The sequence below is a fragment of the Bombilactobacillus sp. ESL1094 genome (genome assembly GCF_058107425.1).
The window spans coordinates 868,876-893,964 of record NZ_JBYLUM010000001.1 but is presented as its reverse complement, the minus strand read 5'-3'; the positions used below and the strand labels follow the sequence as shown (position 1 = coordinate 893,964).

21 protein-coding genes and 1 pseudogene are annotated in these 25,089 nt (G+C 38.0%); 13 read left to right on the top strand and 9 right to left on the bottom strand.

Annotated elements, in window-relative coordinates:
- The first annotated feature begins 16 nt into the window (after window positions 1-16).
- The 4 genes and pseudogenes from yidC to mnmG form a co-directional block, all read left to right on the top strand.
- A complete protein-coding gene (gene yidC / locus AC3B5S_RS04450; RefSeq protein WP_489756891.1) occupies window positions 17-859 on the top strand; it encodes a membrane protein insertase YidC in 843 nt (280 codons plus the stop codon).
- Between the two features lie 29 nt (window positions 860-888).
- A complete protein-coding gene (jag, locus tag AC3B5S_RS04445; RefSeq protein WP_489756892.1) occupies window positions 889-1,557 on the top strand; it encodes an RNA-binding cell elongation regulator Jag/EloR in 669 nt (222 codons plus the stop codon).
- A 169-nt stretch (window positions 1,558-1,726) separates the two neighbouring features.
- Window positions 1,727-3,109: a tRNA uridine-5-carboxymethylaminomethyl(34) synthesis GTPase MnmE gene (mnmE, locus tag AC3B5S_RS04440; protein ID WP_489774642.1), complete on the top strand. Its 1,383-nt coding sequence runs from the start codon at window positions 1,727-1,729 to the stop codon at window positions 3,107-3,109.
- Between the two features lie 12 nt (window positions 3,110-3,121).
- A pseudogene (gene mnmG / locus AC3B5S_RS04435) lies at window positions 3,122-5,056 on the top strand (tRNA uridine-5-carboxymethylaminomethyl(34) synthesis enzyme MnmG); the annotation flags it as partial.
- 307 nt (window positions 5,057-5,363) lie between these two features.
- Here mnmG and AC3B5S_RS04430 read toward each other — a convergent pair.
- The 3 genes from AC3B5S_RS04430 to AC3B5S_RS04420 are packed head-to-tail and all read right to left on the bottom strand — an operon-like array spanning window position 5,364 to window position 9,980.
- Window positions 5,364-6,323: an alpha/beta hydrolase gene (locus AC3B5S_RS04430; protein ID WP_489774643.1), complete on the bottom strand. Its 960-nt coding sequence runs from the start codon at window positions 6,321-6,323 to the stop codon at window positions 5,364-5,366.
- A 23-nt stretch (window positions 6,324-6,346) separates the two neighbouring features.
- Window positions 6,347-8,758, bottom strand: a complete 2,412-nt coding sequence (locus tag AC3B5S_RS04425; RefSeq protein ID WP_489774991.1) for a family 78 glycoside hydrolase catalytic domain — start codon at window positions 8,756-8,758, stop codon at window positions 6,347-6,349.
- Window positions 8,759-8,774: 16 nt separating this feature from the next.
- Entirely contained in the window at window positions 8,775-9,980 is a 1,206-nt protein-coding gene (locus AC3B5S_RS04420; protein WP_489774644.1) for an MFS transporter, read from the bottom strand.
- Window positions 9,981-10,200: 220 nt separating this feature from the next.
- Between AC3B5S_RS04420 and AC3B5S_RS04415 the strand changes: the two genes are divergently transcribed.
- Window positions 10,201-11,100 (top strand): AraC family transcriptional regulator, encoded by a 900-nt coding sequence (locus AC3B5S_RS04415; protein WP_489756896.1) that lies wholly within the window; start codon window positions 10,201-10,203, stop codon window positions 11,098-11,100.
- 23 nt (window positions 11,101-11,123) lie between these two features.
- Here the strand turns inward: AC3B5S_RS04415 and AC3B5S_RS04410 are convergent, their stop codons facing one another.
- Window positions 11,124-11,591: a PTS sugar transporter subunit IIA gene (locus AC3B5S_RS04410; RefSeq protein WP_489756897.1), complete on the bottom strand. Its 468-nt coding sequence runs from the start codon at window positions 11,589-11,591 to the stop codon at window positions 11,124-11,126.
- Between the two features lie 204 nt (window positions 11,592-11,795).
- Between AC3B5S_RS04410 and AC3B5S_RS04405 the strand changes: the two genes are divergently transcribed.
- Window positions 11,796-12,563 carry a DeoR/GlpR family DNA-binding transcription regulator gene (locus AC3B5S_RS04405; RefSeq protein ID WP_489774646.1) on the top strand — a complete coding sequence of 256 codons (768 nt, stop codon included), beginning with the start codon at window positions 11,796-11,798 and terminating at the stop codon, window positions 12,561-12,563.
- A gap of 3 nt (window positions 12,564-12,566) precedes the next feature.
- On the opposite strand, the gene AC3B5S_RS04400 is transcribed toward AC3B5S_RS04405, so the two are convergent.
- Together AC3B5S_RS04400 and AC3B5S_RS04395 are read right to left on the bottom strand one after the other, a co-directional pair.
- On the bottom strand, window positions 12,567-13,562 hold the full coding sequence (locus AC3B5S_RS04400; protein ID WP_489756899.1) for a helix-turn-helix domain-containing protein: 996 nt from the start codon (window positions 13,560-13,562) through the stop codon (window positions 12,567-12,569).
- Between the two features lie 135 nt (window positions 13,563-13,697).
- Complete coding sequence (locus AC3B5S_RS04395) at window positions 13,698-14,819, bottom strand: NAD(P)-dependent alcohol dehydrogenase (RefSeq protein ID WP_489756900.1); 1,122 nt, start codon at window positions 14,817-14,819, stop codon at window positions 13,698-13,700.
- Between the two features lie 342 nt (window positions 14,820-15,161).
- Between AC3B5S_RS04395 and AC3B5S_RS04390 the strand changes: the two genes are divergently transcribed.
- The 7 genes from AC3B5S_RS04390 (at window position 15,162) to AC3B5S_RS04360 (ending at window position 22,058) form a co-directional block, all read left to right on the top strand.
- Window positions 15,162-16,421, top strand: a complete 1,260-nt coding sequence (locus AC3B5S_RS04390) for an MFS transporter (RefSeq protein ID WP_489756901.1) — start codon at window positions 15,162-15,164, stop codon at window positions 16,419-16,421.
- Window positions 16,422-16,433: 12 nt separating this feature from the next.
- A complete protein-coding gene (gene rhaB / locus AC3B5S_RS04385) occupies window positions 16,434-17,879 on the top strand; it encodes a rhamnulokinase (protein ID WP_489774647.1) in 1,446 nt (481 codons plus the stop codon).
- Window positions 17,880-17,896: 17 nt separating this feature from the next.
- The gene (gene rhaM / locus AC3B5S_RS04380; protein ID WP_489756903.1) at window positions 17,897-18,214 is read left to right on the top strand and encodes an L-rhamnose mutarotase; all 318 of its coding nucleotides are present in this window, start codon (window positions 17,897-17,899) and stop codon (window positions 18,212-18,214) included.
- A gap of 22 nt (window positions 18,215-18,236) precedes the next feature.
- Window positions 18,237-19,499, top strand: a complete 1,263-nt coding sequence (locus AC3B5S_RS04375) for an L-rhamnose isomerase (protein WP_489756904.1) — start codon at window positions 18,237-18,239, stop codon at window positions 19,497-19,499.
- A 148-nt stretch (window positions 19,500-19,647) separates the two neighbouring features.
- Window positions 19,648-20,466: a rhamnulose-1-phosphate aldolase gene (gene rhaD, locus AC3B5S_RS04370; RefSeq protein WP_489790122.1), complete on the top strand. Its 819-nt coding sequence runs from the start codon at window positions 19,648-19,650 to the stop codon at window positions 20,464-20,466.
- 103 nt (window positions 20,467-20,569) lie between these two features.
- Window positions 20,570-21,139 (top strand): sugar O-acetyltransferase, encoded by a 570-nt coding sequence (locus AC3B5S_RS04365; RefSeq protein ID WP_489790121.1) that lies wholly within the window; start codon window positions 20,570-20,572, stop codon window positions 21,137-21,139.
- 13 nt (window positions 21,140-21,152) lie between these two features.
- Window positions 21,153-22,058: an AEC family transporter gene (locus AC3B5S_RS04360; protein ID WP_489790120.1), complete on the top strand. Its 906-nt coding sequence runs from the start codon at window positions 21,153-21,155 to the stop codon at window positions 22,056-22,058.
- A 14-nt stretch (window positions 22,059-22,072) separates the two neighbouring features.
- On the opposite strand, the gene AC3B5S_RS04355 is transcribed toward AC3B5S_RS04360, so the two are convergent.
- From AC3B5S_RS04355 to AC3B5S_RS04345, 3 genes are all read right to left on the bottom strand, one after another.
- Window positions 22,073-23,173: a helix-turn-helix domain-containing protein gene (locus tag AC3B5S_RS04355; protein WP_489769347.1), complete on the bottom strand. Its 1,101-nt coding sequence runs from the start codon at window positions 23,171-23,173 to the stop codon at window positions 22,073-22,075.
- The gene (locus tag AC3B5S_RS04350; protein ID WP_489756909.1) at window positions 23,166-23,480 is read right to left on the bottom strand and encodes a hypothetical protein; all 315 of its coding nucleotides are present in this window, start codon (window positions 23,478-23,480) and stop codon (window positions 23,166-23,168) included. The genes AC3B5S_RS04355 and AC3B5S_RS04350 overlap by 8 nt, the downstream gene beginning before the upstream one ends.
- Before the next feature lie 340 nt (window positions 23,481-23,820).
- Window positions 23,821-25,005, bottom strand: coding sequence for an NAD(P)/FAD-dependent oxidoreductase (locus AC3B5S_RS04345; protein ID WP_489756910.1), 1,185 nt, complete (start codon window positions 25,003-25,005; stop codon window positions 23,821-23,823).
- Window positions 25,006-25,089 lie beyond the last annotated feature (84 nt).

Here is a 25,089-nt window from a genome sequence, read left to right as displayed (position 1 = left end):
ATAAAGGAAAGTTGCTATGTTGAAGAAAAAGAATCGACGTTGGTTACTATTAGTTGCAGTTTTAATGCTGGTAGTGGTCGTCAGCGGTTGTTCTAATTTGAACGAACCGATTACGAAAAGTAGTAGTGGATTTTGGAATCATTATGTCTTATATCAAGGCTCCCGCTTTATTTTATGGTTGGCAAAATTAGTCGGTAATAATTACGGTTGGGCAATTGTCTTATTTACAGTGATTATTCGGATTATTTTGTTGCCGTTAAATTGGTGGCAGACTCGCAGTATGAAAAAGCAAATGGATATTCAACCGCAGATGAAAGCTTTGCAGGATAAATATTCAGCTAAGGATTTAGATACGCAGCAAAAATTACAAGAAGAAACGAAGAAACTCTATGCTGAAGCAGGGGTTAATCCGTTTGTTGGTTGCTTGCCGCTGCTGATTCAGTTACCAGTGATGTGGGCTTTATATCAAGCTATTTATCGGACTACGCAATTACGGAATGGTAGCTTTTTATGGATGGCATTGGGTAAACCAGATCCGATTTACGTTTTACCGATTTTAGCTGCGATCTTTACGTTCTTGAGTACTTGGATTGCTAACTTATCACAGCCGGATCAACCGCAATCAGCGAAAATGATGATGTGGTTTATGCCAATTGTCGTCTTGATTCCAGCCATTAGTTTTCCATCGGCAATCTCTGTTTACTGGGTGGTTTCTAATGCTTTTCAAGTTTTGCAAACTTTATTGTTGCAAAATCCGTTTAAATTTAAACGGGAACAAGAAGCTAAGGCACAACAAGAACGAGAGCGACAAAAGGCCTTACGGAAGGCTCGTAAAAAAGCTTATAAAAAGCGCAAGTAATTATTATTTGGAGGAGCTTGGTTGTAGCTATGGCAGAGTTTAAGGGAACAACAATTCAAAAGGCCATTGATGAGGGGTTAAAACAGTTACAGGTTAAACGAGAGCAGGTTTCAGTTAATGTAATCAGTGAAGGACGAACTGGATTCTTAGGGATTGGGCGGAAACCAGCCATCGTGGATTTGAAGCCAGTGGAAAGTATTCAAAATCTTGTGGAACAAACGCAATCCACGCAAAATAAGATTCAACAAATTCAAGATTATTTAGCGCATATTTTGCAGACGATGGGTTTTAAGCAAGCAGTCAAATATGTTAAAAATTCGGATTGTTTAAAGTTTGATATTGATGTCACTGAGAAATTGCAAGCGAAAATTATTGGAAAACATGGTAAAAATATCAATGCCCTACAAACAATTGTGCAAGAGTATGCTTATTACTTAGATTTTCGAGAGCAGCCAATTTTGTTGGATATTGGTAATTACCGCAAACGGCGGCAAGAGTCGTTAATTGCTTTATCAACATTCAAGGCGGAACAAGTGGCTGCTACCAAACGGCCAGTTTATTTAGATGCTATGCCAGCGATTGAACGTAAAATTATTTATCAAAACTTGGAAAATAATGATCAAGTTTTCGTGCGGACACAAGGACGCGGTTTAGATAAGTATTTGGTCATTCGTCCAGTCCGTGAATTGCAGAAGTAATTTTTGACAAAATGGCATTTAACCAGTATATTAACCGTATTAACTAGATTTAAAATCATTGGGATCTGAAAGATTAGAGATCAAAAAGTAGTCAAAGTGCTTTTTATCGAGATTAGTAACCGACTAATCTGGATTAGTAGCACTTTTTTTGTGCTTTCAAAGGAGTAGTTTGATGACGGAGATTACAGAATTTGATACAATTGCGGCAATTTCGACACCCATTGGAGAAGGGGCCATTGCAATTGTGCGTTTATCAGGAGATCAAGCAATTAAAATTGCTAACCAAGTGACGACGGGGGTCGATTTAACCACCGTGGCTTCGCATACTATTAATTATGGACACGTGATTGATCCCCAAAATCAGCAGCCAATTGATGAAGTCATGATTTCGGTGATGCGAGCACCCAAAACTTTTACTCGTGAAGATGTCGTGGAAATTAATACACACGGTGGTTTGTTAGCTACTAACCGAGTTTTACAAGTTTTGTTAAGTCATGGTGCGCGCTTGGCGGAACCTGGTGAATTTACGAAGCGGGCATTTTTAAACGGGCGGATTGATTTAACGCAGGCAGAATCGGTAATGGACTTGATTCGTGCTAAAACGGATCGTGCGATGGATCAAGCTTTACAGCAATTAGATGGTTCATTAAATCACTTAATTAAAAATCTACGCCAAGAAATTTTGGATGTTTTGGCCCAAGTGGAAGTCAATATTGATTATCCAGAATATGATAATGAAGAATTGACAACGCAGATGTTATTAGAAAAAGCCCAACAAGTGCAGCAACAAATTGCCAATCTGTTAAAGACAGCTCAAGAAGGCCAAATTTTAAATCAAGGTTTAAAGACGGCGATTGTTGGCAAACCCAACGTTGGTAAATCCAGTTTATTAAATGTCTTGGCCAAGCAAGATCGTGCCATTGTAACTGATGTGGCGGGCACAACACGTGATGTCATTGAACAAATGGCTAATGTGAATGGCATTCCCTTAACGCTCATTGATACAGCCGGCATCCATGCGACGGATGATAAAGTAGAAAAAATTGGTGTAGATCGCAGTCGGCAAGAATTAAAGAAAGCCGATTTGGTCTTGTTAGTTTTGGATGGCAGTCGGCCGCTCAGTGAGCAAGATCAACAGTTATTAGCCGAAACTGCCACGCAGCAACGCATTGTCATTATTAATAAAAGTGATTTGCCACAAGCGTTTAGTGTGCAAGATTTAACTGCCGATCCACAGGAAGTGATTCAAATTTCCGCGGTGGAGCAGCAAGGTATTGATCAAATTGAACAAAAAATACAAACGATGTTTTTTGCAGGAATGGATCAACAACAAAATGGTGCAGTGGTGACCAATGCCCGCCAAGTCGGGCTGTTAAACCAGGCACAAGATTCTTTAAGTGATGTCATTCAAGGCATTAAAGCTGGGATGCCGATTGATCTAGTCCAGATTGATATGACTAACTGTTGGGACAAATTAGGTGAAATTACGGGTGAAAGTACTCCCGATGAGTTAATTACTGAGTTATTTACGCAATTTTGCGTGGGAAAATAAGGAGTTTAATAGATGGCAGATAGGAAAGTTAGAGAGTATGAAACCGCCAAAAGTTATGATGTGATTGTGGTCGGTGCTGGGCATGCTGGGTGTGAAGCCGCCTTGGCTGCTGCTAGAATGGGTCAAGAAACTTTATTATTGACTTTGAACTTAGATATGATTGCGTTTATGCCATGTAATCCGTCGATTGGGGGTCCCGCTAAAGGCGTAGTTGTCCGTGAAATCGATGCTTTGGGTGGCGAAATGGGTAAAGCCATTGATGCAACCTATCTACAAATGCGGATGTTAAATACTGGTAAAGGTCCTGCTGTGCGGGCATTACGGGCACAAGCTGATAAAAATGAATATCATCAATACATGAAAGAAACGATTGAAACCACGCCGCACTTGACTTTGCGGCAAGGCTTAGTTGACCAGTTGATTGTGGAAGACCAAGTTTGTCAAGGAGTGATTACCAGTACCGGTGCGCGTTATCGAGCAAAGAGCGTGGTTTTAACTGCTGGGACTTCTTCACGGGGCAAAATTATTATTGGCGAATTAATGTATTCTTCGGGTCCCAATAATTCTTTGCCTTCGATTAAATTATCGGAAGATTTAGAACGTTTAGGTCTAAAATTGCGGCGTTTTAAAACAGGTACCCCACCGCGAGTAGCTAAGGATAGTGTTGATTTTTCCCAAATGGAAGAACAACCTGGTGACAAAACGCCCCGGTCATTTTCTTATTTAACTGACCGGACTCATTATTTAAAGGACCAAATCTCTTGTTGGATGACCTATACCAATGAGCAGACCCACCAGATTATTCGGGATAATTTAGATCGGGCTCCGATGTTTTCGGGCGTAATTGAGGGTGTTGGTCCACGGTATTGTCCTTCTATTGAAGATAAAGTAGTGCGTTTTGCGGATAAACCGCGGCATCAGATTTTTATGGAACCGGAAGGACGCACGACGCAAGAATATTATGTAGGGGATTTTTCGACCTCTATGCCGGAAGAAATTCAACAACAGATGTTGCATTCCGTAGCCGGGTTAGAACATGCGAAAATGATGCGGCCTGGTTATGCTATTGAATATGATATTGTGGAACCGTGGCAATTGAAGCAATCTTTGGAAACAAAAGTTATTAGTCACTTGTATACTGCTGGACAAATGAACGGAACTTCTGGATATGAAGAAGCAGCAGGGCAAGGCATTATGGCAGGGATCAATGCTGCCTTAAGTGCCCAAAATAAAGAACCATTAATCCTAGGCCGCAATGAAGCTTATATTGGTGTAATGATTGATGATTTAGTGACGAAGGGCACTAATGAACCGTACCGCTTGTTAACTAGTCGGGCCGAATACCGCTTAATTTTACGGCATGACAATGCAGATGAACGGTTAACTGAAAAGGGGTATCACCTCGGTTTAATTAACGAAACTCGTTATCAAAATTTCCTCAATAAGTATCAGCAGGTTACGGCGGAAATTTTACGTTTGAAAATGACCCGAATTAAACCATCCAAAAAAGTGAATGAGTTTTTGGAAGGTTTGGGAATGAATCCGCTGAAAGATAGTGTGGTCGCGGCAGACTTTTTGAAACGTCCCGAAATTGATTATGCTAAGTTAGTGGAATTTATTGGGCCAACGAGTGAACCTTTGGCGCCGGAGATTACGGAACAAGTTGAAATCTCACTCAAATATGCGGGCTATATTAAAAAAGAAGAAGCGCAGATTGCGCATTTGAAAAAATTGGAATCAAAAAAGATTCCTGAGCGGTTGGATTATGATGATGTACAAGGCTTGGCTACGGAAGCTCGGCAAAAATTACAAAAAATCAATCCAACCACGATGGCCCAAGCTAGCCGCATCTCCGGTGTTAATCCAGCGGATTTAAGTATCTTGATGGTTTATATCCAACGTGGGCGGATTGCTAAAATTGGTCAAGAGCAGGAACAAGCAACAAAATAAAAGGTTATTTAAAAAGTGTTGATGATTGGATCAGCACTTTTTTATTCGCTTTAAAAAATAAACAAGAGGTCGGGACAATAAAATTACTGCTCACATTTTGGATAGAAATATCTGAGCAGTAATTTTATTGCGTTTTAAAAGTCAAAGGTTTTTGCCTAATTGAATCAAATTATTTTCAGTCGCGAGCGGACTGGAAAATTTAATCTGGTTAGTGCGCAACTGTGAAACGATTTTTGGCCCCGCCTCTTGTGACAGTATTAGTAAGATTGAAATAGAAAATTTATCATTCAGATGATTTTATTAGTTAGTCAGCTAAATTGAGATTTTTTTCAAAGGCACTTAATTCGGGTAACGGTAGAGCAAATCTTCGTTGTAGCCAGGTGGCACATAAATCAAACCAAATAGCAATGTCGGGTTTGATTTGATTTTGAGAAGCAGCACTGGCTTGTGTGGCTAAGCTTAAGCCATGGGCACCATGTTCAAAGAGGTGAATTTCAAAAGGAACGTGGTGGTTCTTTAATTCTTGGGCAAACGTGAGTGAATTGAGTGACGGGACTAGAGGATCATCAGCAGTGGCCCACATAAATGTTGGTGGTGTGAACTCGTTCACTTGCAAACGAGGACTAACTTTTTTTAAATCGGCTAGGTCCGGGTTCTCTTGCCCTAAAAAGGCCACCATGGAAGCTTTCATAAATTGCTGTTCCATCCCCTGCAGCTCATTTTGGATATGTTCATTAAGGTTAACGTAGTCGGTAATGGCGTAACCTAAGATGCAAGCAGCAGGCTGGAGTAATTGGGCCTCAGCGCCAAAATGTTTTTGAAAACACTCCTGATGCCAATTGGTGGCGTACAAGGCGACGTTATGACCACCAGCAGAAAAGCCACAAATTGCTAACTTTTGATCATCAACCTGCCAGGCATCAGCGTGTTGCTTCACTAAGACCATGGCTTGTCCTAATTCCAACAATTGTTGGGGAAATAGACGCTCTTTTTTGGGCGCAATATTGGTAATATTGGAAAAATCCGAAGAACCTTCATTATAGGTACTGTAGCGCAGGATAAAGGCATGATAACCCAAAGAATTAAATTTTAAAGCTACTGGTTCAGCTTCCGGATAAGAACAATTCATATAAGCGCCACCTGGGCAAATGATAACTCCAGGCCGTTTTTTACCGGCCAAAGTTTCTTCGGAATCGTCTAATAAATAGGCGGTTAAAGTGACAGCGGGATTTGTTTCACTTAATTGGATAGTTTTGATTTGCATAAATAACACTCCTTTAAAATTATTTAATAATGATAAAAATATTCACCAGCAGTAACTTTAAGTTGTAAACAATGTTGTTGTTTATTAAGAGCGCCATCAGGATAGTTTTGCAGTAGCTGTCTTTTTTGTGTTGGATTGATATAAGGCAAGCAAACTAGCGCACAAGTGTCTTGGGGAACACTGAGTTTTAAGACGGTGGTCTGATCTTGTGTAGTTAAATCTAGTTTAATTAAGCCACTTTGAGAGGCATATTGGAGTTGAATTTTGTCACAAACGTGAACTAATGGATGAATTTGAAAAGTTTGAAATCCTGGTTTCAATGTTTGCAAGCCGGCAACTTTGCGGACAAACCAATCCAAAACACAGCCCATAGCGTAATGATTAAAGGACAATTGGCCCACTTTACCGTCTGGTTGAATGCCCGCCCAAGATTCCCAAATCGTGGTGGCACCATGTTGAACTTCATATAACCAAGAAGGGCATTGCTCTTGCAAGAATAGTTTAGCAGCTAATGGTGCTTGACCATTATCACTTAAAACATCTAATAAATAGGGTGTGGCTAAAAAGCCAGTATCTAAGCGATCATGATTGTGATGAATCAATTCAACTAGGCGGTTAATTAAAGTTGGACGCATTTTTTGGGGAACCATGTCGAAAGCGAGTGCTAAAACATAACAGCCTTGATAATCTTCTTTGAGTTGGTGGTTGTCAGTTACCAAATATTTGGTAAAAGCAGCCTTAACTTTTTGAGAGTAAGCTTTGAAACGAGCGCCATCTTGCTGTAAAACAGTACTAATTTGGGCCAACAGATCTGCGGAATGGGCTAGAAAAGCTGTGGCCACAGTATTTTTAGTGGCTTGCGCCGTTTTCATGGGATCAGGATCTTGGAGCATGAAACTGGGAAACATCCAATCGCCGTAATGAAATTTCGTGTCCCACAGATATTGGTGATCATCAGTCTTGTCGCCGGCGGCACTGTTTTTAGAAAATTCAAACCACTTAACCATGGCTTGATAATTATCTTGTAAGACTTGTTTGTTGTTATATCTTTGATATAAGGTCCAAGGAACTAAAATAATAGCATCACCCCAACCGGCCGAAGAATAAGAACCGGTAAATTCTACGCTCTTTTGGGCATCTTTGGGTGAAGGTGAGTAATCTAAGATTTCACCGTTGGGACGTTGGTCAATGCGAACATTTTTAAGCCAGCGTTCGATAAACTGATTGGTATTCATGTAAAATGTGGCAGCAGGCGCAAAAACTTGCATATCACCCGTCCAGCCAACCCGTTCACGTTGAGGACAGTCAGTGGGAATGGAAAGCATATTGCTTTGCTGACTCCATTTGATATTGGATAACAATTGGTTGATTTGTTGGTTATCAGTGGTAATAGTGCCGGTTTCTGGCATATTGGAATATAGTGGAATAGCTTGAATCTGTTGGAGATTACTTTGTTGGAGACCAGAAATTTTGACATAGCGAAAACCATGAAAAGTAAAGTCGGGCTGCATGGTTTGCGTAATACCATTACCAATAAAAATATCGGTTTGGTCTTTATTACGTCCAATAATATTAATTAAGAATTGGCCGTTTTCATCTAAAGTTTCGGAGTGTTGAAGTGTAACTGCCTGATTTTTGGGAATAGTGGCTGTTAAACGGACGACACCAGTAATTACTTGACCAAAATCGCAGATTAAGTCGTCATTTTCTGACCAAACTTTTTGACAAGCTAAGGGCTTTTGTGCATAGACTAGCGGACCTTGTTGTGGTTGTAAACGCGAATAATCAGCATCAATGATAAAGGTCGTAAGAGGTAGATTTAAATTGTCCGTTAGCCAAGCATCCGTCTGTCTTAAATCTTGTTTTTCTCCGATATCAATGTCAGCATAGACATGTTTACCGGAACCGGCAGTGAAACTATCATCTGTGCCAAGGACTTCTTGGGTGCCATCGAGATATTCAAGCGTTAGTTCTGCCAATAATGCTAATTGATTACCAAATTGATTACTGCCACCTTGAACACTGATGCGTCCAGCGTACCAACCATCAGCAACCATGATGCAAAAGTGATTTTGTCCAGAAATTATCTGATCAGTCACATCATAAGTTTGATATTGCAAAAATTCATTGTAATTGGTGTAATCCGGAGTAAAACGAGCTTGAGTTACTGGGCGACCATTGATCAATGCTTTATAAATTCCTTGGGCAGTCATGTTCAGGCGGGCTGTTTTAACTCGTTTATCGATGAAAAAACTTTTTTTAAAATAAACTACAGGATGCAACCGTTCGGCAACTGGTTTTTGTGGTTTAGTTTGACCAGAGAACATTTCTGCCAGTGTAAATTCTGGTTCTTCTGAAACCCAACAGTTGTTGGCGCTAATCCAGCGTCCTTGCCAATTAGTTTGGGTGCTTTTTTCTTGCTTCAATGACAACACTTCTTTCTCAAAGATATTAATCTGCTTCGACATTAGCATTTCGGTTGGGAAAATTCATTGCTTTGCGACCAATTTGCGATACTAAACAAATAACTGCAACGACAATGCTACAAATTCCGCCAAACAGAAAGGAATCAACGCCGGCATTAATGTGAATTAGTTTTAAAACTAGTGGCGCAATAGTTCCACCTAAGGAATTGGCAAATTGAAAAATAGCCATGGCCATCGCTACTTGAGCCGGTTTGGAAACTAAAGAAATTAAAAAGGGAACGGTAGACATAATCATTGACATGGCAAAACCTGATAACAAGGCACCAATAATAATTAAAACTATATTCTTGAAGAAGTAAATAAAGAAGAAGGTTAGCGCTAAGGCAACGAAGCCGGCAGTTAACGTTTGGTTCTTAAATAACTTATTCAAGTACTTCATACTAAAACCAGTTAAAACGCCGCCCAATGTTCCTAGCGAATTGATGATGCCGGTTAAGCTGGTACCGCCAAGATGTTTGGTGTTAATGATGATCGATAGATTGGTGGGAAAAATATTATAAATGAGCGCTAGTAAAAAAGTTAGTGTGGCTAAGGCAAAAACATAGCCGCTTAAACTTTTGACAATCTGCCAAGTATGATGATCTTGTGACGTATCACTTTTGGTAGCTGCAGCTTTTTGAGTACTATCTTGAGGCAAAAAGAAAATAACTAATAAAATAACAGGGATGGTTAATAAGAAAATTAAATAAGTGTTAACCCAATTTTTAGCCCCTAAAAAGCTTCCGCCCATCATTAAAATAATCGAGCCAAAGCTATTAATGGCTGTAGATTGCCCCATAACGCTAGCGCGCTCTTCGTCTGCAAAAAACAAAGAAATCAACATCGGTGCTAATGTATTAATGAAGCCAATGCCAATTCCTAATAGTAAAGCGCAGATTAATAGTTCGTTGACACTATTGTGGAAAACCAATGGCATTAATCCGCCCAAGGCTAAAACCAGGGTGCCTACTAGCGTTAAGCTTTTTTTAGAAAAATGCGTGGCTAAAGTCCCAACCACCAAAGTGGATATCAAAGCGCTTAAATTAGGGATGGTGGCAATCATTTGAATCTTGGCAATAGAATCATTGGGAAAAGCTTTAATAATAGAATTTAAAGCACTAGAAATGGCTAAAGCACTCATGGATAATGAGGTAGTACTTAAAATCCCAACTTTAATTTTGGTTTTATTCATACAGAGTTCCTCCAGTTAAAAATTATTCTTGAGATAAAATTTGAAAAGGGTGTATGCTTGATACGAATAGAAAAACAAAATTTTGGCCCAAAATTTTTTCATAGAAGCTCTAACTAAACTGTCATAAGCTACAGTCTTAATTTTTGTCGTTTTAGCAAACGGTTACAATGCTCAATTATGATGAATGTCTGCTTTTTTGTGACTTTGAGGAGGAACCCTTATGACAGTGGATTTTCAAAAAAATCAGTTACCGCTTCTCTTGAATGTAGATAAGCAAGTTTTTTTAGATGGTCAAATACGCTCAGAACAATTATTCTCTAATGATAAAAATATTTTTATCGTCGCCCACCGAATGTACGAACCGGCGCCACTCCATCAACATAATTTTTATGAATTTGTGTTTGTAAATGATGGGAGAGTGATCAATCAAACTTTAGATGATCGAATTTATTTATTAGCTAATAGTCTCTTAATCATGAATTTGCATAGTCAACATGCGTTGGAAGTTGTTGATTCTAATGCATTGGTTATTAATATTGGGGTCAATCAATCACTGTTTCAGCAGGGGCTTTTTAAACAATTTTTGCAGGATGTTAATCCTTTAAGTCAATTTTTGCAAGGAAGCGGAACCAAAAAATATTTATATTTTCCGACCTTTCATCAACTAGAAATTTGGGATTTTTTAAATCAAATTATTCAAGAATATTGTCAAAGCAATTTTCAAAATACGTATAAATTATATGGCTATTTTCTATTGTTATTAGCCGATATTTCCCAGGAAATTCATTATTCATTTAAGGGAATTGATCATCGCAGTATGCAAATCATTAATTATATCGAGCAAAATTATGCCACGGTTAATGTTCAGCAATTGGCCCGACAGTTTAATTTTAGTGCGAGTTATTTATCAAGATATGTTAAGCAACATACGGGCTGGAATATATCAGAATTGATTGTTACTACTAAACTGGAGCAAGCGAAAGAACGCCTGTTAAAAACGGAGGCCACAATTGAGGAAATAGCGCGCGAGGTTGGCTATCAAAGTACTAGTTATTTTTATAAACTTTTTAAAAAAAAAGAAGGCCATTCCCCACAAGAATATCGAGAAATGAACCGCTAGGCCTACTTATTATTGTCCATTAGTTAAAAAGTGTTGAGTAAGTAATCATATAAATCATTAATGTTATTAATATAAAGAAAGTCGTTCACAAAATCAGGACTATTAGACAGTTGCAGAAAGCGCTTTAATAATTGGCTATGTAAAGAAGGCGTTTTGTCCGAAATTCCTAAAAAGAAAAAGTTTTGGACGGGGATGATAAACTGTTGATCCATTTGTTGCATTAAAATAGGATTGTTCGTACGCACTAAAGTAATAAACGAATGGTTAATGTGCTGTGGTTTAGTATGAGGTAAAGAAATAGTAATATAAGGGGTCTTAATGCCGGTGGGAAACTTTTGTTCACGTTGCCACAAGGCTTGTTCATAGTTAGTAGTAACCAAATCTAATTTTAATAACTTCTGTGAAATGTGATGGCATAGCGCAGCAAAGTCAGATATTTCAGAATTTAAAAAAATCAGTTGATTACTAAAAAGGTCGGCGTATTCTGTCATTATTATCACCTGCGTCCGTTCATCTCAATGAACAAATATAAACATCTGATATTAGACTACAGTTTTATTTTAGTTTAAAGTAAAGGCTTTAACAAGATAATCTTTGCTTGGTAAAACGGTTAATGTTCATAAATGTTCACTGATTTTTTTAAAATAATTATTGTATAATAATTAAAAAGTAACCTGAAAGAATTGAATTGTCAGATGACACAAGCAGAACGACTTCAAAGTATTATTGAGATTTTATCGAATCACAAAAAAGTAAAGACTAGTATTTTACAACAAAAGCTGGGCATCAGCACTTCGACTTTACGACGTGATCTCATTGGCTTAGAGCTCACAAATACCGTCAAACGTGACCAGGGTTATGTCAGTTTGCTCAAAAACTCCAATGTGGAAATGACCTATGCTATTAGGCGTAGTGAGAATGAAGCTGCGAAAAAAAAGCTGTGCTCCTTAGCTGCAAAACGGATTCACAATAATCAAGCAATTTTCTTGGACGGTTCCTCGACCTTAGCTTTTTTGCCGAAGTATTTTGCTGGCAAACGCCAACTGCATATTATTACGAATAACTTGCACATTGCCACTGAAGTTAATCAATTGCAAAATATTAAGCTGTCTATCTTAGGTGGGGAAGTCCCTTACCAATCAAATTCAATTTTAGGTTATCGGGCGTTACGTGATTTAGATCAAAATTACCGTCCAGATATTGCTTTTATGTCGTGTAATTCGTTAGATGAACATGGGATTTATATGGCGAATGAAGAACAAAATGCTTTGAAACAGATGTTGTTGCAAACCGCACGGAAAGTTGTGTTGTTAGTGGATCATTCAAAGTTTGGACGTCATGATTATATTTTGATGTCCTCTTTTCAGCAAACGAACATAGCAGAAATCATTTGTGATCAACGTCCGTCAGCAGATATTGCCCAGCAAATAATACAAGCTAAAATCCAATTAACAATTGCATAGGCATTATAAAGCTTGATGGCGCTTTTGAAAGTCAGCGCGTTTTTGGGCGGGCGACATGCCGTAAAATTCATGGTATTTTTGATAAAAAAAGTTTTTGTTTTTAATCCCGACTTTAGTGATAATCTTATTAATCGGTAAAGTACTGGATTGTAATAGGCTGTTAGCTTGAATGAGCCGTTGTTTGGTTTTTAGTTGGGAAAAAGTATTATGCGTGTGTTTTTTAATTAAATTACCCAGGTAATCTTTGTTATAGCCATATTTATTAGCTAGCTGTTCCAAAGTAATGGTGGCATAGTTTTGATCAATTTCGTTTAAGCATTGAATGATTAAATCTTGTTGGCGATTGGTGGTTTTTACTGTCGGCAAAGGATGGTGACGGAGGATTTTGGCTAAAAGAATATCTAAATAAGATTCAATGATCCGACTCGAGTACGATTTTTCAAGAAAATATTCTTCAATAATTTCGTCCATGGTTTCTTTGATGTCTTGGTTTTGCGGAAATAAAATATAATTGCGGGTAGGATGCTTGCCAAGAGAAATATCAGATAAAAAACTATAAGTAATACTATTATTTTTGTGAATACTGTTTAATAGATTGAAAGTAATACTACTGTCGCGAAACAAAACATTGATGAGTAAATCGTTGGTCCCGAGTGCTTTGATAGAGTGGCTGCAACCAACATTCATCATTAGAATATCACCTTCATGTAATTTGACTAGTTGCCCATCGACGACTTCAGAGCAACTGCCAGTTAACATATAATTTAATTCTAAAAATTTATGCGTGTGTTTAGGGTAGGGGGCAAAGCGGTTATGTTTACTGATATAGACAGAATGGTACTTAAAAAAGTAATCGTTAGTTAAAGTGAGGAGTGCTTGATGATCGACAGAAGTAGCGACTGCACTTTGTGGTAAATCGGCAATAAAATGATGAGTTGCTTCTTGTTGTTGTTCTAAACTGGTTTTTTGTTGGAGCATTTGGATAACTTGTGCGTTCATAATAAAATCCTTTCGCAAGCTGATTAGCAATCAATAACGGAACAAAAAGGAAATGTTGGTCAATGATTAAGATTGAGCCAAACATTTCCTTTTATAATACTCTTAAATTCCCAAGTTACTGTCGAGTAACGACGATTATTTATCTGGTTGGTAGTCGGGATCAATAATCAAAACCGGTTTAATCGTTTTCCCCGAAACAGAATCGGCATTGGCTTGATTAATATCCTTGAAATCATAGAACTTTTCAGTTTTATCAAAGTCAAACCAACCTAACTTATAAAATTCAATCAAGCGGGTAATATCAACTTGAGGAATGGAATCGCCCATGTTGACACCAACGACTTTGCGATCATCAACGCAGAGATCATTCCAAGTAGAAATTTCTAATAATTTTGGTGTCACGGCGATCGCAGCACACGTTCCGCCTTGAGCTAATGCTAAAACGCTGTTTTTGATTACTGCAGGAATACCAGTAGTGTCAACCGTCCAATCAACGCCATAGCCATTAGTTAATTGTTGAATTTTAGCCACGGCATCCTCATCATTACTATTAATCGTATCTGTAGCTCCTAATTCTTTGGCTAAGGCCAATCTTTGAGGAACTACGTCCACGGCAATAACTTTAATACAACCAGAAATGCGTCCGGCCATCATAGCAGCTAGACCGACGGCACCAGTACCAAAGACAGCGATCGTATCACCAGGTTTCGGTTGCAAAGTATTAAAGACAGTACCGGAACCAGTTACATAACCACAACCTAATGGTCCTAATTTCCGTAAATCTAAACTTTTATCAACTTTGACAGCATTACGTTGGTCAACAACGGTAGTCGTTGTAAACGAGGATTGATTAAACATATTAGAGATGTGCTGACCGTTCTGAGTAAATTGATCTTCACCATCGGCCCGGACCCCAGACAAATTGTAATCACCATAATTACGACACTGTGTGGGCACCCCTTTTAAACAATTATCGCAGGTTCCATCAGCGTAAAAAGATAAAATAACATGATCACCGACTTGAAAGTTTTTCACTTCGGAACCAATTTTTTCAACGATACCGGCCCCTTCATGACCTAAAATTGCTGGATAGCCTACCGAAGCATCGCCTTTGCGAATCGCTTCATCAGAATGGCAAATCCCGCTGGCCACCATGTGAATTTGGAGATCAGTCGGACCAACTTCGTGCAGTTCAATGTCATCTTCTAAGGTAAATGGTGCTCCTTGTTCTTTGACAACAGCGGCAGTAATTTTCATTAATAAAACCCCTTTCTTGAAATTCACCCTTTTCAACAATGATTATGTCACTATCAAAAAACGATTTCAATAAAAACTTGTGATTTTATTCATAAAGTTTTGCGATGAATGGTTTAAATATTTTATTTTTACAAAAAAATAATCTAAAAAGTGCTTTTATAGATAAAAATTACGAACTGTGCCCCTGGTTGATTTCCAGAATCTAAAATCATTAAATTAAAAAAATGTATTAATATGATACTGATTATCAAGAATTATGCCATTGCGCTAGTCTAGCGATTACGCTTACAATCTATACAGTAAACGTTTACGATTAAGAATTATGAATGGAGATCTGAAGTTATGGCTAAAAGTTCGCACGCTTCAACGTGGGCAGTATCCTTAACCAATTTTTTAGACTCAGGCTCAATCGTTGCGGGCGGTGCAGGTTTAACAATGTGGCAAAAGCACTTTGGTTTGAGTAGCTTTGCCGTCGGTTTATTAGGGGCATTGAGTGCTAATGCTTTTGGTTCGGCATTGGGAGCCATCATTGGCGGGCATTTGTCTGATAAATACGGCCGCAAAATGATTTATACCTATGATATGTTGGTCTACATGGTCGGAACACTTTTAATTGTGTTTTCTATTAATTTTCCGATGTTACTAATTGGTTTTTTAGTGACAGGTATGGCTGTAGGTGCGGGGGTTCCTGCTTCTTGGACGTATATTGGTGAAACATCTGATGGAAAAAATCGGGCCCATGATATTGGAATTTCCCAATTTTCCTGGTCCATGGGACCGACGTTAGTTTTTGTGGCAGCATCATTATTTGCACCACTTGGTTTATTAGGTAACCGCTTATTATTTGTCTTTTTAACAATTGTGGCATTTATTGCGTGGTTATTGCAAAGAAACTTACCGGAATCTCAGGATTGGTTGCAACAAAAGGAAAAAGAACGGCAATCAGGAATTAAGCCGCATCCATATAAAGAATTATTTTCGAATATGGTTTCCATTAAAAGTATTCTCTTCTTATGCGGTGTTTATGCTCTCTGGAATTTAGTTGCGGGGGCGATGGGCTTCTTTATGCCATTTGTATATGAAACTGTCGGTGGCTTAAATACCTTGCAAGCCAATATTTTACAAGCAGTTTTGTGGTTATGTACCGCTTTATCTGGTTACTTCGGTTTTGCCTTATTTGGCGATCGGCTTAATCCCCGGGGCTTCTTCTTTGTAGGGGCTTTAATGGCTGTTATTTCTTGGGTAATTTTAACTTATATTGGCTTCGGCTGGGCCGCTTTAATTGCTTTTGTAATTATTTGGGGACTATCTGCCGGAATTGGTGCCCAAGCTTGGTATGCTTTATGGGCAGTGGAGCTGTTTCCTACAAAGTATCGTGCTGGCTCCCAAGGGTTTATGTTCTTTATTGTCCGTGGTAGCTCTGGGATTTGGTCGATCATTTTCCCAATGATTTTAGCAGATCTTGGTTTTAAGGTTGCTGGGACGGTCATGATTATTTTGCTGTTAGTATCTTTGATTATTGGTGTTATTTGGACGCCACAAACTCAAGGTAAATCTTTAGATGAAATCACTTTGGAACGTTATGGTACCAAAGAAGAATAGAAGGTGCAGTTAGTGAGTAAAACTTATGTAGCAATTGATATTGGCGCTTCCAGTGGGCGTTTGATGCTGGGTCAATTAATTGATGGCCAATTGCAATTGAAAGAAATGCACCGTTTTACCAATGGATTTACCTCCAAAAATGGTGCTGATTGTTGGGACATTGATCATATTATTCAAGAAATTTTACTGGGACTGCAAAAAGTCAAACAAGCTGGTTATGCGGAAGTAACAGTGGGAATTGATACGTGGGCTGTTGATTACGTTTTGGTCGGTTCAGATGGTCAACGTTTGAAAGATCCGGTTTCTTATCGGGATGCGCGGACTAAAAATGCGATTCACGATTTAACCTCTGATTTATCCAAAGAATATATTTATCAGAAAACCGGGATTCAATTTTTAGACTTTAACACGTTATACCAATTGTTTGAAGAAGACAAAGATTTATTAGCACACACCGACAAAATTTTAATGATTCCCGATTACTTGGGTTATGTGCTAACGGGCCAAGCAGTAACGGAAGTTACTAATGCATCCACGACGCAAATGTTAAGTTTACGCGAAGGTTTGTTTGATGAACATTTGTTGCAAAAGGTTAATGTCAGTGCCGATCAATTTCCTAAGTTAGTTGACCCTGGGACCATGCTGGGTGAATTACAAACGGATAAATTCCCCGATTACGATTTACCCCGAGCTCAAGTAATTACGGTAGCGACTCATGATACGGCCTCGGCCGTCGTAGGAACTCCCGGACTCGGGCAACGTTGGGCTTACTTGAGCTCAGGAACCTGGTCTTTGATTGGAGCCGAATTAAATGTTCCAGAGAACGGCCAGTTAGCATTTAAACACAACTACACCAATGAATGGGGTGCGTATGGCACGTATCGGTTTTTGAAAAATATTATGGGCTTGTGGATTGTGCAAAATATTAAAAAAGAATTACATGATCAATATAGTTTTGCGCAATTAGCTCAGTTAGCACAACAAGAAACGCCATTTCAACAATATATTGATGTCAATGATCAGCGCTTTCAAAATCCACCAGCGATGATTCCAGAAATTCAAGCTTACTGTCGTGAAACGCACCAAAAAGTCCCGCAAACTCCTGGTGAAATTGCGATGGCTGCTTATTCGAATTTGTCACTGTATTACGCTAATGAATTAGATATTTTGGGCCAAATTTTAGGTTATCAAATTGACACGTTGAATATTGTTGGTGGTGGTGCCAATGTAGCTTTAATGAACCAGTTAACAGCTAATATTGCTGGTGTGAATGTGTTTGCTGGCCCCACTGAAGCCACGGCCATTGGCAATTTGATTGTGCAGATGATTGCGCAAGGTGATATTTTAAATGTTTATTTGGCACGGCGGATCATAGCTGATTCCTTTGATTTAAAGCAATATCAACCGCAACAAGATATGCAAGAACATTTAAAAACTTGGCGTAGCAAATTTAGATAAAAAGGAAGTGACCAAAAGTGACAGTCCGTTTGGGACAATTAATGCATGTTTATCCAGATCAATATGCTGAGTATGAAAAGAGACACAATAATTTGTTTCCGGAAATGCGCCAAGCTTTGAAAGCTGCTGGTGCGCATAATTACTCAATTTTTCTGGATAAAGCCACGGGCAATTTGTTTGCTTATTTAGAAGTTGATGACCTTGATAAATATAATCAGATTTCCGAGTCTGATGCCTGCAAAAAGTGGTGGGCATATATGGAACCGATTATGGATACGAATCCGGATCAAAGTCCAGTGACGACTGACTTACATGAGGTTTTTCATTTGAATTAAATTTTTAAGGAGATGTGTGATTATGACTAAATCTGAAACTGTTGAAAATGCTTATCAAACCGCCAAGGAACGGTATGCTGAAATTGGCGTAGATACAGAAGCTGCCATGGAACAATTGAAAAAAGTTAAATTATCTGTGCATTGTTGGCAAGGTGACGACATTCATGGCTTTGTGAATCCGGAACAAGAATTAACCGGTGGCATTGGCGTCAGCGGTGATTATCCGGGGATTGCTACAACGCCTGATGAATTAACGGGTGATTTACATGAAGCATTATCATTAATTCCTGGTCATCATAAAGTGCAGCTGCATACTTTATATGCGGTCACAGATCGCAAAAAAGACTTTGATGAAATTGGTCCAGAAGACTTTAAGTATTGGGTTGATTGGGCTAAGGAAGAAAAAATTGGTTTGGATATGAACCCTACTTTCTTCTCTCATCCCAAAGTCAAAAATAATTTTACCTTAGCTAGTCCAGAAAAAGATATTCGTGATTTTTGGATTCAAGTAGGGAAACAATCACGGAAAATTTCAAATTACTTTGGTCAAGAATTGGGTCAACAATCAATTAATAATTTCTGGATGCCTGATGGTTTTAAAGATAATCCCATTGATAAAGCGACACCGCGTTTGCGGATGATTGAGTCCTTAGATGAAATTATTAAAGATAAATATGATGAAAAGAATACGATTGAATCCTTTGAAGGTAAATTGTTTGGTACAGGTATTGAGTCTTACACGGTAGGTTCTCATTTGTTCTACAACAACTATGCGATTACTCGTAACAAATTATGGACGATTGATGCAGGTCACTGGCATCCAACTGAAGATGTTTCCGACAAATTTTCTGCCTTTTTGCCATTTGGTCGCGGCTTGATGTTACATGTTTCGCGTCCAGTTCGTTGGGATAGTGACCACGTAGTCATCTTTGATGAAGCTTTGCAACGGATTACTCGCTCGTTAGTGCGGGATAACGAATTAGATAAGACGAATATTGGTTTAGACTTCTTTGATGCTACGATTAATCGGGTTTCTGCTTGGGTCATTGGTGCCCGGGCAACCCAAAAGGCCTTATTACAAGCAATGTTGGCACCTTTAGCTCAATTAAAAGAAGACGAGTTGCACTATGACTTTACGCAACGCTTAGTAGAAACTGAAGAATTAAAATCTTATCCATTTGGTGCAGTTTGGGATGAATTTTGTTTGCGGAATAATGTTCCAGTCGGGATGGATTGGCTCAAAGAAATTCGGCAATATGAAAAAGACGTTCAATTTAAGCGCTAAGATAAAACTGAATGATACTCAATAACTGAGTTTTAACTCGGAATAAACAATTAAGTCATCACAATGACTCGATTGTTTATTCGTGGTTCAGCGTAAATTTTGGCATTTTTAAAAATATTAATGGACTTAATAAGGGAGAATTGTAAGCATGACAAGTTTTGGTGATTCTAAATATGTACAAAAAGTTTGTGAAATAACACAAGCCTCTTATCAAGAAGGCTGGGATGAGCGTAATGGTGGTAATGTGTCCTTACGTTTGACGGCTGAAGATGTGGCGCCATTTGATGATGTTGCTGTAGTTAAGCGGACTATTGACCTGGGTTTTGATGCTAGTGCGTTAGTAGGGAGTTACTTTTTGGTAACGGCTACGGGGCGTTATTTCCGGAATGTTATTCATCAACCTAACCTTGATTTAGGTTTGGTTAAAATCACTGCTGATGGGCAACATGCTGATTTATTATGGGGTTATGAAGATGGTGCGGCCCCAACTTCTGAATTTCCGAGTCATTTAATGTCACATATTGAACGGTTGAAAGTTGATCCTAACCACCGCGTGGTGATGCACTGTCATCCAACGAATTTGATTGCGTTGTCTTTTACGCACGAATTGGATGAAAAGAGCATTTCTTTGTTGTTATGGAAGATGCAGGCAGAATCATTAGTTGTGTTCCCTGAAGGTGTGGGAGTCATTCCTTACATGACACCAGGGACGAATGAAATTGGGCGAGCCACAGCTGCCAAGATGCAGGACTTTCGGGTAGTTATGTGGCCCCACCACGGGATTTTTGGTACGGGTACGACATTAGATGAAGCTTTTGGTTTAATTGAAACGGTTGAAAAAGCAGCTACGATTTATTCACAAATTGGTGCGCAAGGCGGTCAAATTAAACAAGAAATTACTGATGCCCAATTGCATGATTTGGCAGATGCTTTTCATGTTACTGCTAATCCTAAATTTTTAAAATAAAATTAATTGAATAAAACCATAAAAACGAGATGGAAAATTCAAGCTTAGCGGTGCTATGAGGCCTGGATTTCCCCGCTCGTTTTTTGATTGAGGAGATTATTTGATGGTACAGACAGAAAAAGAAAAATTTTTAGCTGGAAAACCGTATTATATTTTTGACCCAGAATTGGCGGCTGATGAAACCAGGGCACGGCGCTTATGTAAAATGTTAAATGAATTGGATGATCAAGCTACGCAACAAAAAGATCAGGTGATTCGACAACTGTTGGGTTCAGTGGGGACCAATCCGTACATTCAACCGAATTTTCGCTGTGATTTTGGTTATAATATTCACGTTGGTGATAACTTTTTGTGTAATTATGATTGTACGATTCTAGATATTGCGCCCGTGATGATCGGTGATAACTGTTTATTGGCGCCGAAGGTACAACTATATGCGGCCACGCATCCGCAGGATCCTATTCAGCGCAGTGCAGGCATTGGCTTAGGACAGGCGATTACGCTCGGCGATAATGTCTGGGTCGGTGGGAATGCGGTAATTTTGCCGGGAGTTAGCCTGGGTGATAATGTAATCGTCGGCGCTAACGCGACAGTGACCAAATCGTTTGGCAGTAACGTCGTCCTTGCTGGTTCACCAGCGCGAGTATTGAAAAAATTACCAAGTAAGTCCTGAAAGGATCAAGTTAATGACAGCTTTTAATCAAGTAATGCTACCAGTATTATTAATTTTTTTAGCGGGCTATCTTTTTCAAAAAATTTTTCGCTTAGATGTTAAACCATTGTCCACGCTATCAATTTATTTGCTCCTGCCATTTTTGGTTTTTCAAACTTTTTATAAACAGACACTCAATCAAAATTTTTTAAATATTATTATTACTTCAACATTAATTATGTTGAGTTTGATTGTAGTTGGCGTAGTAATCGGGCGCATTTTAAAATTTTCGCGGAGTCAGGTGAATGCCTTTTTGTTAGCGACGGTTTTTCCCAATAGTGGTAATTACGGGGTACCTTTGGTTTTATTTGCTTTTGGAGCTAAAGGAACTAGTCTGGCGATGATGATTATGGTTTTTCATAATATTTTGATGGGCTTTGTGGGGGTCTATATTGCTGCTTCGGCTCATGAACGCGGCCTAGCTGGATTTAAAGCTGCTGGTATGGCCGTCTTGAAGCAGCCAATGAATTACGTAATTTTACCAGCTATTCTACTACATTTTTATCAAATTCAATTACCAGCTAACTTAATGAAGAGTGTTAATATGATTGGCAACATTGCCATTCCGTTAATTATGTTGATTTTGGGGATGCAATTGGCTGACGTAACTACAAAAACAGTAGCGTTCAAAACAATTAGTGTAGCAGTGCTGGTGCGCTTGGTCTTATCCCCTGTGCTGGCACTATTGATTTGTCGTTGGGTCGGCGTTTCCACGCTTTTGACACAGATTGTTGTGTTAATGTCGGCAATGCCGAGTGCGGCCAATACTACACTATATGCGATTCAATTTAAAACGGAGCCAGATTTAGTTTCGAGCTGTACATTAATGAGCACGTTGCTAAGCGTCATAACATTGACTGTTTTATTGAATCTATTTTAAAAAATATCTTTTCTTTAATTAGTGATATTATATTGCTGTCGAAAATTGTTATATTGATTAAAGGAAATTTTATGTTCTCTTTGTAACCTACCAACGACGATGCCAGGGTGTAAATCAGTAGATTTAGCAAAATTGACGATAGCTTCAGCTGAGAAATTATTTTGCATAATAAAAGCTTGATACAATTTAGGTGGAATTAGATAATTTTGGGCGAATAAATCAGCATCTTTTTCTAATTTAGATAAGTCTAAAATACTATTAATGGCCTCATTTTTTTGAGGGGATACAATAATGTGTCCTCTTTTATTTTGAAAAATATGTTTGATTTCATGGAAAAGTGCAAACCAAAAAATATCCGCATATTTACGGCGGTCGTTTAAAGCTAATAATACCTTATCGTTACTTAACCATTTAACCGCACCGTTAATACCACAATTTTTTAGATTGGGTAAGATGACGAAAGCTACACCCGCTTTAGAAAAAATTTCCTTTAAATTAGGTAAAAATATTTCCGGTTCTTGGGTGGTCATGGATCTAATCTGCGGTAATTTTTCCTTGAGAAATGTAATATTAATGGGTTCCACGGAAGTGTTACTACCCAAATTTAAGGCAGTTTGTACCCAAGCATTAGAATTAATAATGTTAGTATCTTTAATTTTTGGAACAGCGGTTTTATATTGGACTAAAAAATCATGATTTTTTAAGACTTCAAGAGAGGATACATGAAAAAATTTTCTTAATTCCAATACTTTTTGTTTAGTTTGATGTGTTTCTGGTACAAGATTTAAGTTTTGCCAAAATTTATAATCCATTTGTTTTTCAATTGCACTATCTTTAGTTAATTGCTGCTCAAATTTAATTTGATTTATAGTGTCTAGGTATTGATTATTTAAATTTCTCCAAAATTGTGCCGATGTTCCTAAAATAATGGCTAAACCTTCGATTAATTGTTCAGTTAGCGGTATTTTGCCATTGATTAGTTGGCTAACGGTTTTTTCATTAGTATTTAAACGCTTAGCTAATTCATGTTGATTCATGTTTTGAGATTTTAAATATTGTTTAATATAGTATCCTGGATGAAAGGCAGCAAAATTATCTGTAATTGTTTTATTCATAATGTTTAGATACCTCCTCAATCCTAACAATATCAACAGCAGTGTAGAATAAAACCAAATTATCTGTGGAATCAATTAATGGCTGATAATCACTAGCTAGGGGCTGCAGAATAAGGCGATAACTATTTTTCCTGCCCTTAATATCAAGTGATAATTCACCATGACGATTATTAGATAATTTATGTACATGATAAATTCTTAAAGCATTAATATCTTGTAAATTCTCTGCGCTGTTTAAAGCATTAACTAATCCCAAGAGTGCAACTGCAATCTCTTTACCATAAATTTTTTGTGCTTTTTTAGGCATTGTACAGACTTGCTGGACACGTTTATTTTTATATGTAATCTTGATTTTTCACCACCTACATTCTTGTAATTTATCTTACTAAATTAGTAACAATTTTTCAAATTGTTGGCATTGGGGCAAAGTAAAGTACTTAATTTTTTGTCATTAATTCTTTTAGTGTAATTTAAAGATGAATGACTATTGCTTAACAATATTTTTTACAATTTAATGTACACTATTTTAAATAGTTTCTTTGAATTACTATTATTAATTACGAGAAAACAAATAAAAAATTCTAGCTACTTTTCTTCATTGGAAAAATAACTAGAATTTTTTGTTAAATCTGATTGTGATTGATAAATTATTTCTTTTGGAGACCCTTAACGCCACCAACTTCATATAAAACTTGTTCAAAGGAGAAGCGTTTAGCCATAGCAGCAACAGCACCCTTTAATTTCAAGTGTGGTTTGGTAATTTCAGCAATACCATGAGAAGGTCCTAAGGAAGCAATTGTTCCTTTAGATTGGTAAACAAACTTCTTCTTTGGAGTATCTTGAATGTCAGCAACAATATTTTCTGCAGCAACAATTGCTTGTGCCAAAGCTAATTGGCCGGTAGTTGGTAATGGTCGTTCGGATTTAGGATCCATGGAAGCAGAATCATCACCAGCCACATAAATTTCAGGATGATCTTCAATGTTTAGATAGTCGGTAACTGTAATCCGGTTGCGCCGAGCATTGAAGCCGGAGTCTTTAATGACATCACTACCACTAACACCAACTGTCCAGATAATAGAATTAGCGTAGATGCGTTGTTCTTCATCACTGTCGCCCTTTGTATAAACAACAGCATTTGGCTCAATCTTCTTAATTTTTGCACTGGTCATGATTTTAATGCCGTTCTTGCTTAAGAAATCAACAGCATATTGTGCCAACTCAGAGTCAAACATTGGCAAAATTTGCGGTGCCATTTCCACACTAGTAATGTTAATTTCGGGAACACCATACTTAGCTTTTAAGATCTTAGCGGTGTCAATTAATTCACCCAATAATTCGATACCAGTAAAACCAGCACCACAAACTACGATATTTAAGTCGTTCGGGTCTTGGGATTGCTTATAATTACGAATGTTAGAGTTGATAACTTCATAAATCTTTTCGGCGGAAGGAATATCTTGCAGTTTGTAAGAGTATTGATCAGCACCTTCCATACCAAAGTTTTCAGAACGGAAACCTAAACCAAGAACAACATAATCGTAAGTTAAGTCATCATGATCAGCAAATTCAACCGTTTTGTTTTCATAATCAATTTTTGAAACATTCGCTTGAATAAAGTTAACATTATCCGGTAATACTCCGCGAATATCAAAACTGATTTTGTCTGCGTTGGCGGTACCCGCAGCAACTTGATAAAGTTCGATTGATTCAACATGCTTAGTGTTACGGTCAATTAAATCAATTTGTGTGTCTGCAGGAGCAATTTTTGCTAATTTTCTGGCGGTACCTAAGCCAGCATAGCCTGCTCCTAAAATTACAATGTGAGCCATAAACCCAATCCTTTCTTTGTATGTAATTCTAACAATTATTATAAACTTTTTCTGAAGTTCTGAAAACCGATATACTGTATTTAT

Coding starts and splice junctions, on each gene's coding strand:
- yidC (WP_489756891.1), top strand. CDS start 17: ATGTTGAAGAAAAAGAATCGACGTTGGTTACTATTAGTTGCAGTTTTA.
- jag (WP_489756892.1), top strand. CDS start 889: ATGGCAGAGTTTAAGGGAACAACAATTCAAAAGGCCATTGATGAGGGG.
- AC3B5S_RS04430 (WP_489774643.1), bottom strand. CDS start 6,323: ATGCAAATCAAAACTATCCAATTAAGTGAAACAAATCCCGCTGTCACT.
- AC3B5S_RS04420 (WP_489774644.1), bottom strand. CDS start 9,980: ATGAATAAAACCAAAATTAAAGTTGGGATTTTAAGTACTACCTCATTA.
- AC3B5S_RS04415 (WP_489756896.1), top strand. CDS start 10,201: ATGACAGTGGATTTTCAAAAAAATCAGTTACCGCTTCTCTTGAATGTA.
- AC3B5S_RS04410 (WP_489756897.1), bottom strand. CDS start 11,591: ATGACAGAATACGCCGACCTTTTTAGTAATCAACTGATTTTTTTAAAT.
- AC3B5S_RS04405 (WP_489774646.1), top strand. CDS start 11,796: ATGACACAAGCAGAACGACTTCAAAGTATTATTGAGATTTTATCGAAT.
- AC3B5S_RS04400 (WP_489756899.1), bottom strand. CDS start 13,562: ATGAACGCACAAGTTATCCAAATGCTCCAACAAAAAACCAGTTTAGAA.
- AC3B5S_RS04395 (WP_489756900.1), bottom strand. CDS start 14,819: ATGAAAATTACTGCCGCTGTTGTCAAAGAACAAGGAGCACCATTTACC.
- AC3B5S_RS04390 (WP_489756901.1), top strand. CDS start 15,162: ATGGCTAAAAGTTCGCACGCTTCAACGTGGGCAGTATCCTTAACCAAT.
- AC3B5S_RS04375 (WP_489756904.1), top strand. CDS start 18,237: ATGACTAAATCTGAAACTGTTGAAAATGCTTATCAAACCGCCAAGGAA.
- rhaD (WP_489790122.1), top strand. CDS start 19,648: ATGACAAGTTTTGGTGATTCTAAATATGTACAAAAAGTTTGTGAAATA.
- AC3B5S_RS04365 (WP_489790121.1), top strand. CDS start 20,570: ATGGTACAGACAGAAAAAGAAAAATTTTTAGCTGGAAAACCGTATTAT.
- AC3B5S_RS04360 (WP_489790120.1), top strand. CDS start 21,153: ATGACAGCTTTTAATCAAGTAATGCTACCAGTATTATTAATTTTTTTA.
- AC3B5S_RS04355 (WP_489769347.1), bottom strand. CDS start 23,173: ATGAATAAAACAATTACAGATAATTTTGCTGCCTTTCATCCAGGATAC.
- AC3B5S_RS04350 (WP_489756909.1), bottom strand. CDS start 23,480: ATGCCTAAAAAAGCACAAAAAATTTATGGTAAAGAGATTGCAGTTGCA.
- AC3B5S_RS04345 (WP_489756910.1), bottom strand. CDS start 25,005: ATGGCTCACATTGTAATTTTAGGAGCAGGCTATGCTGGCTTAGGTACC.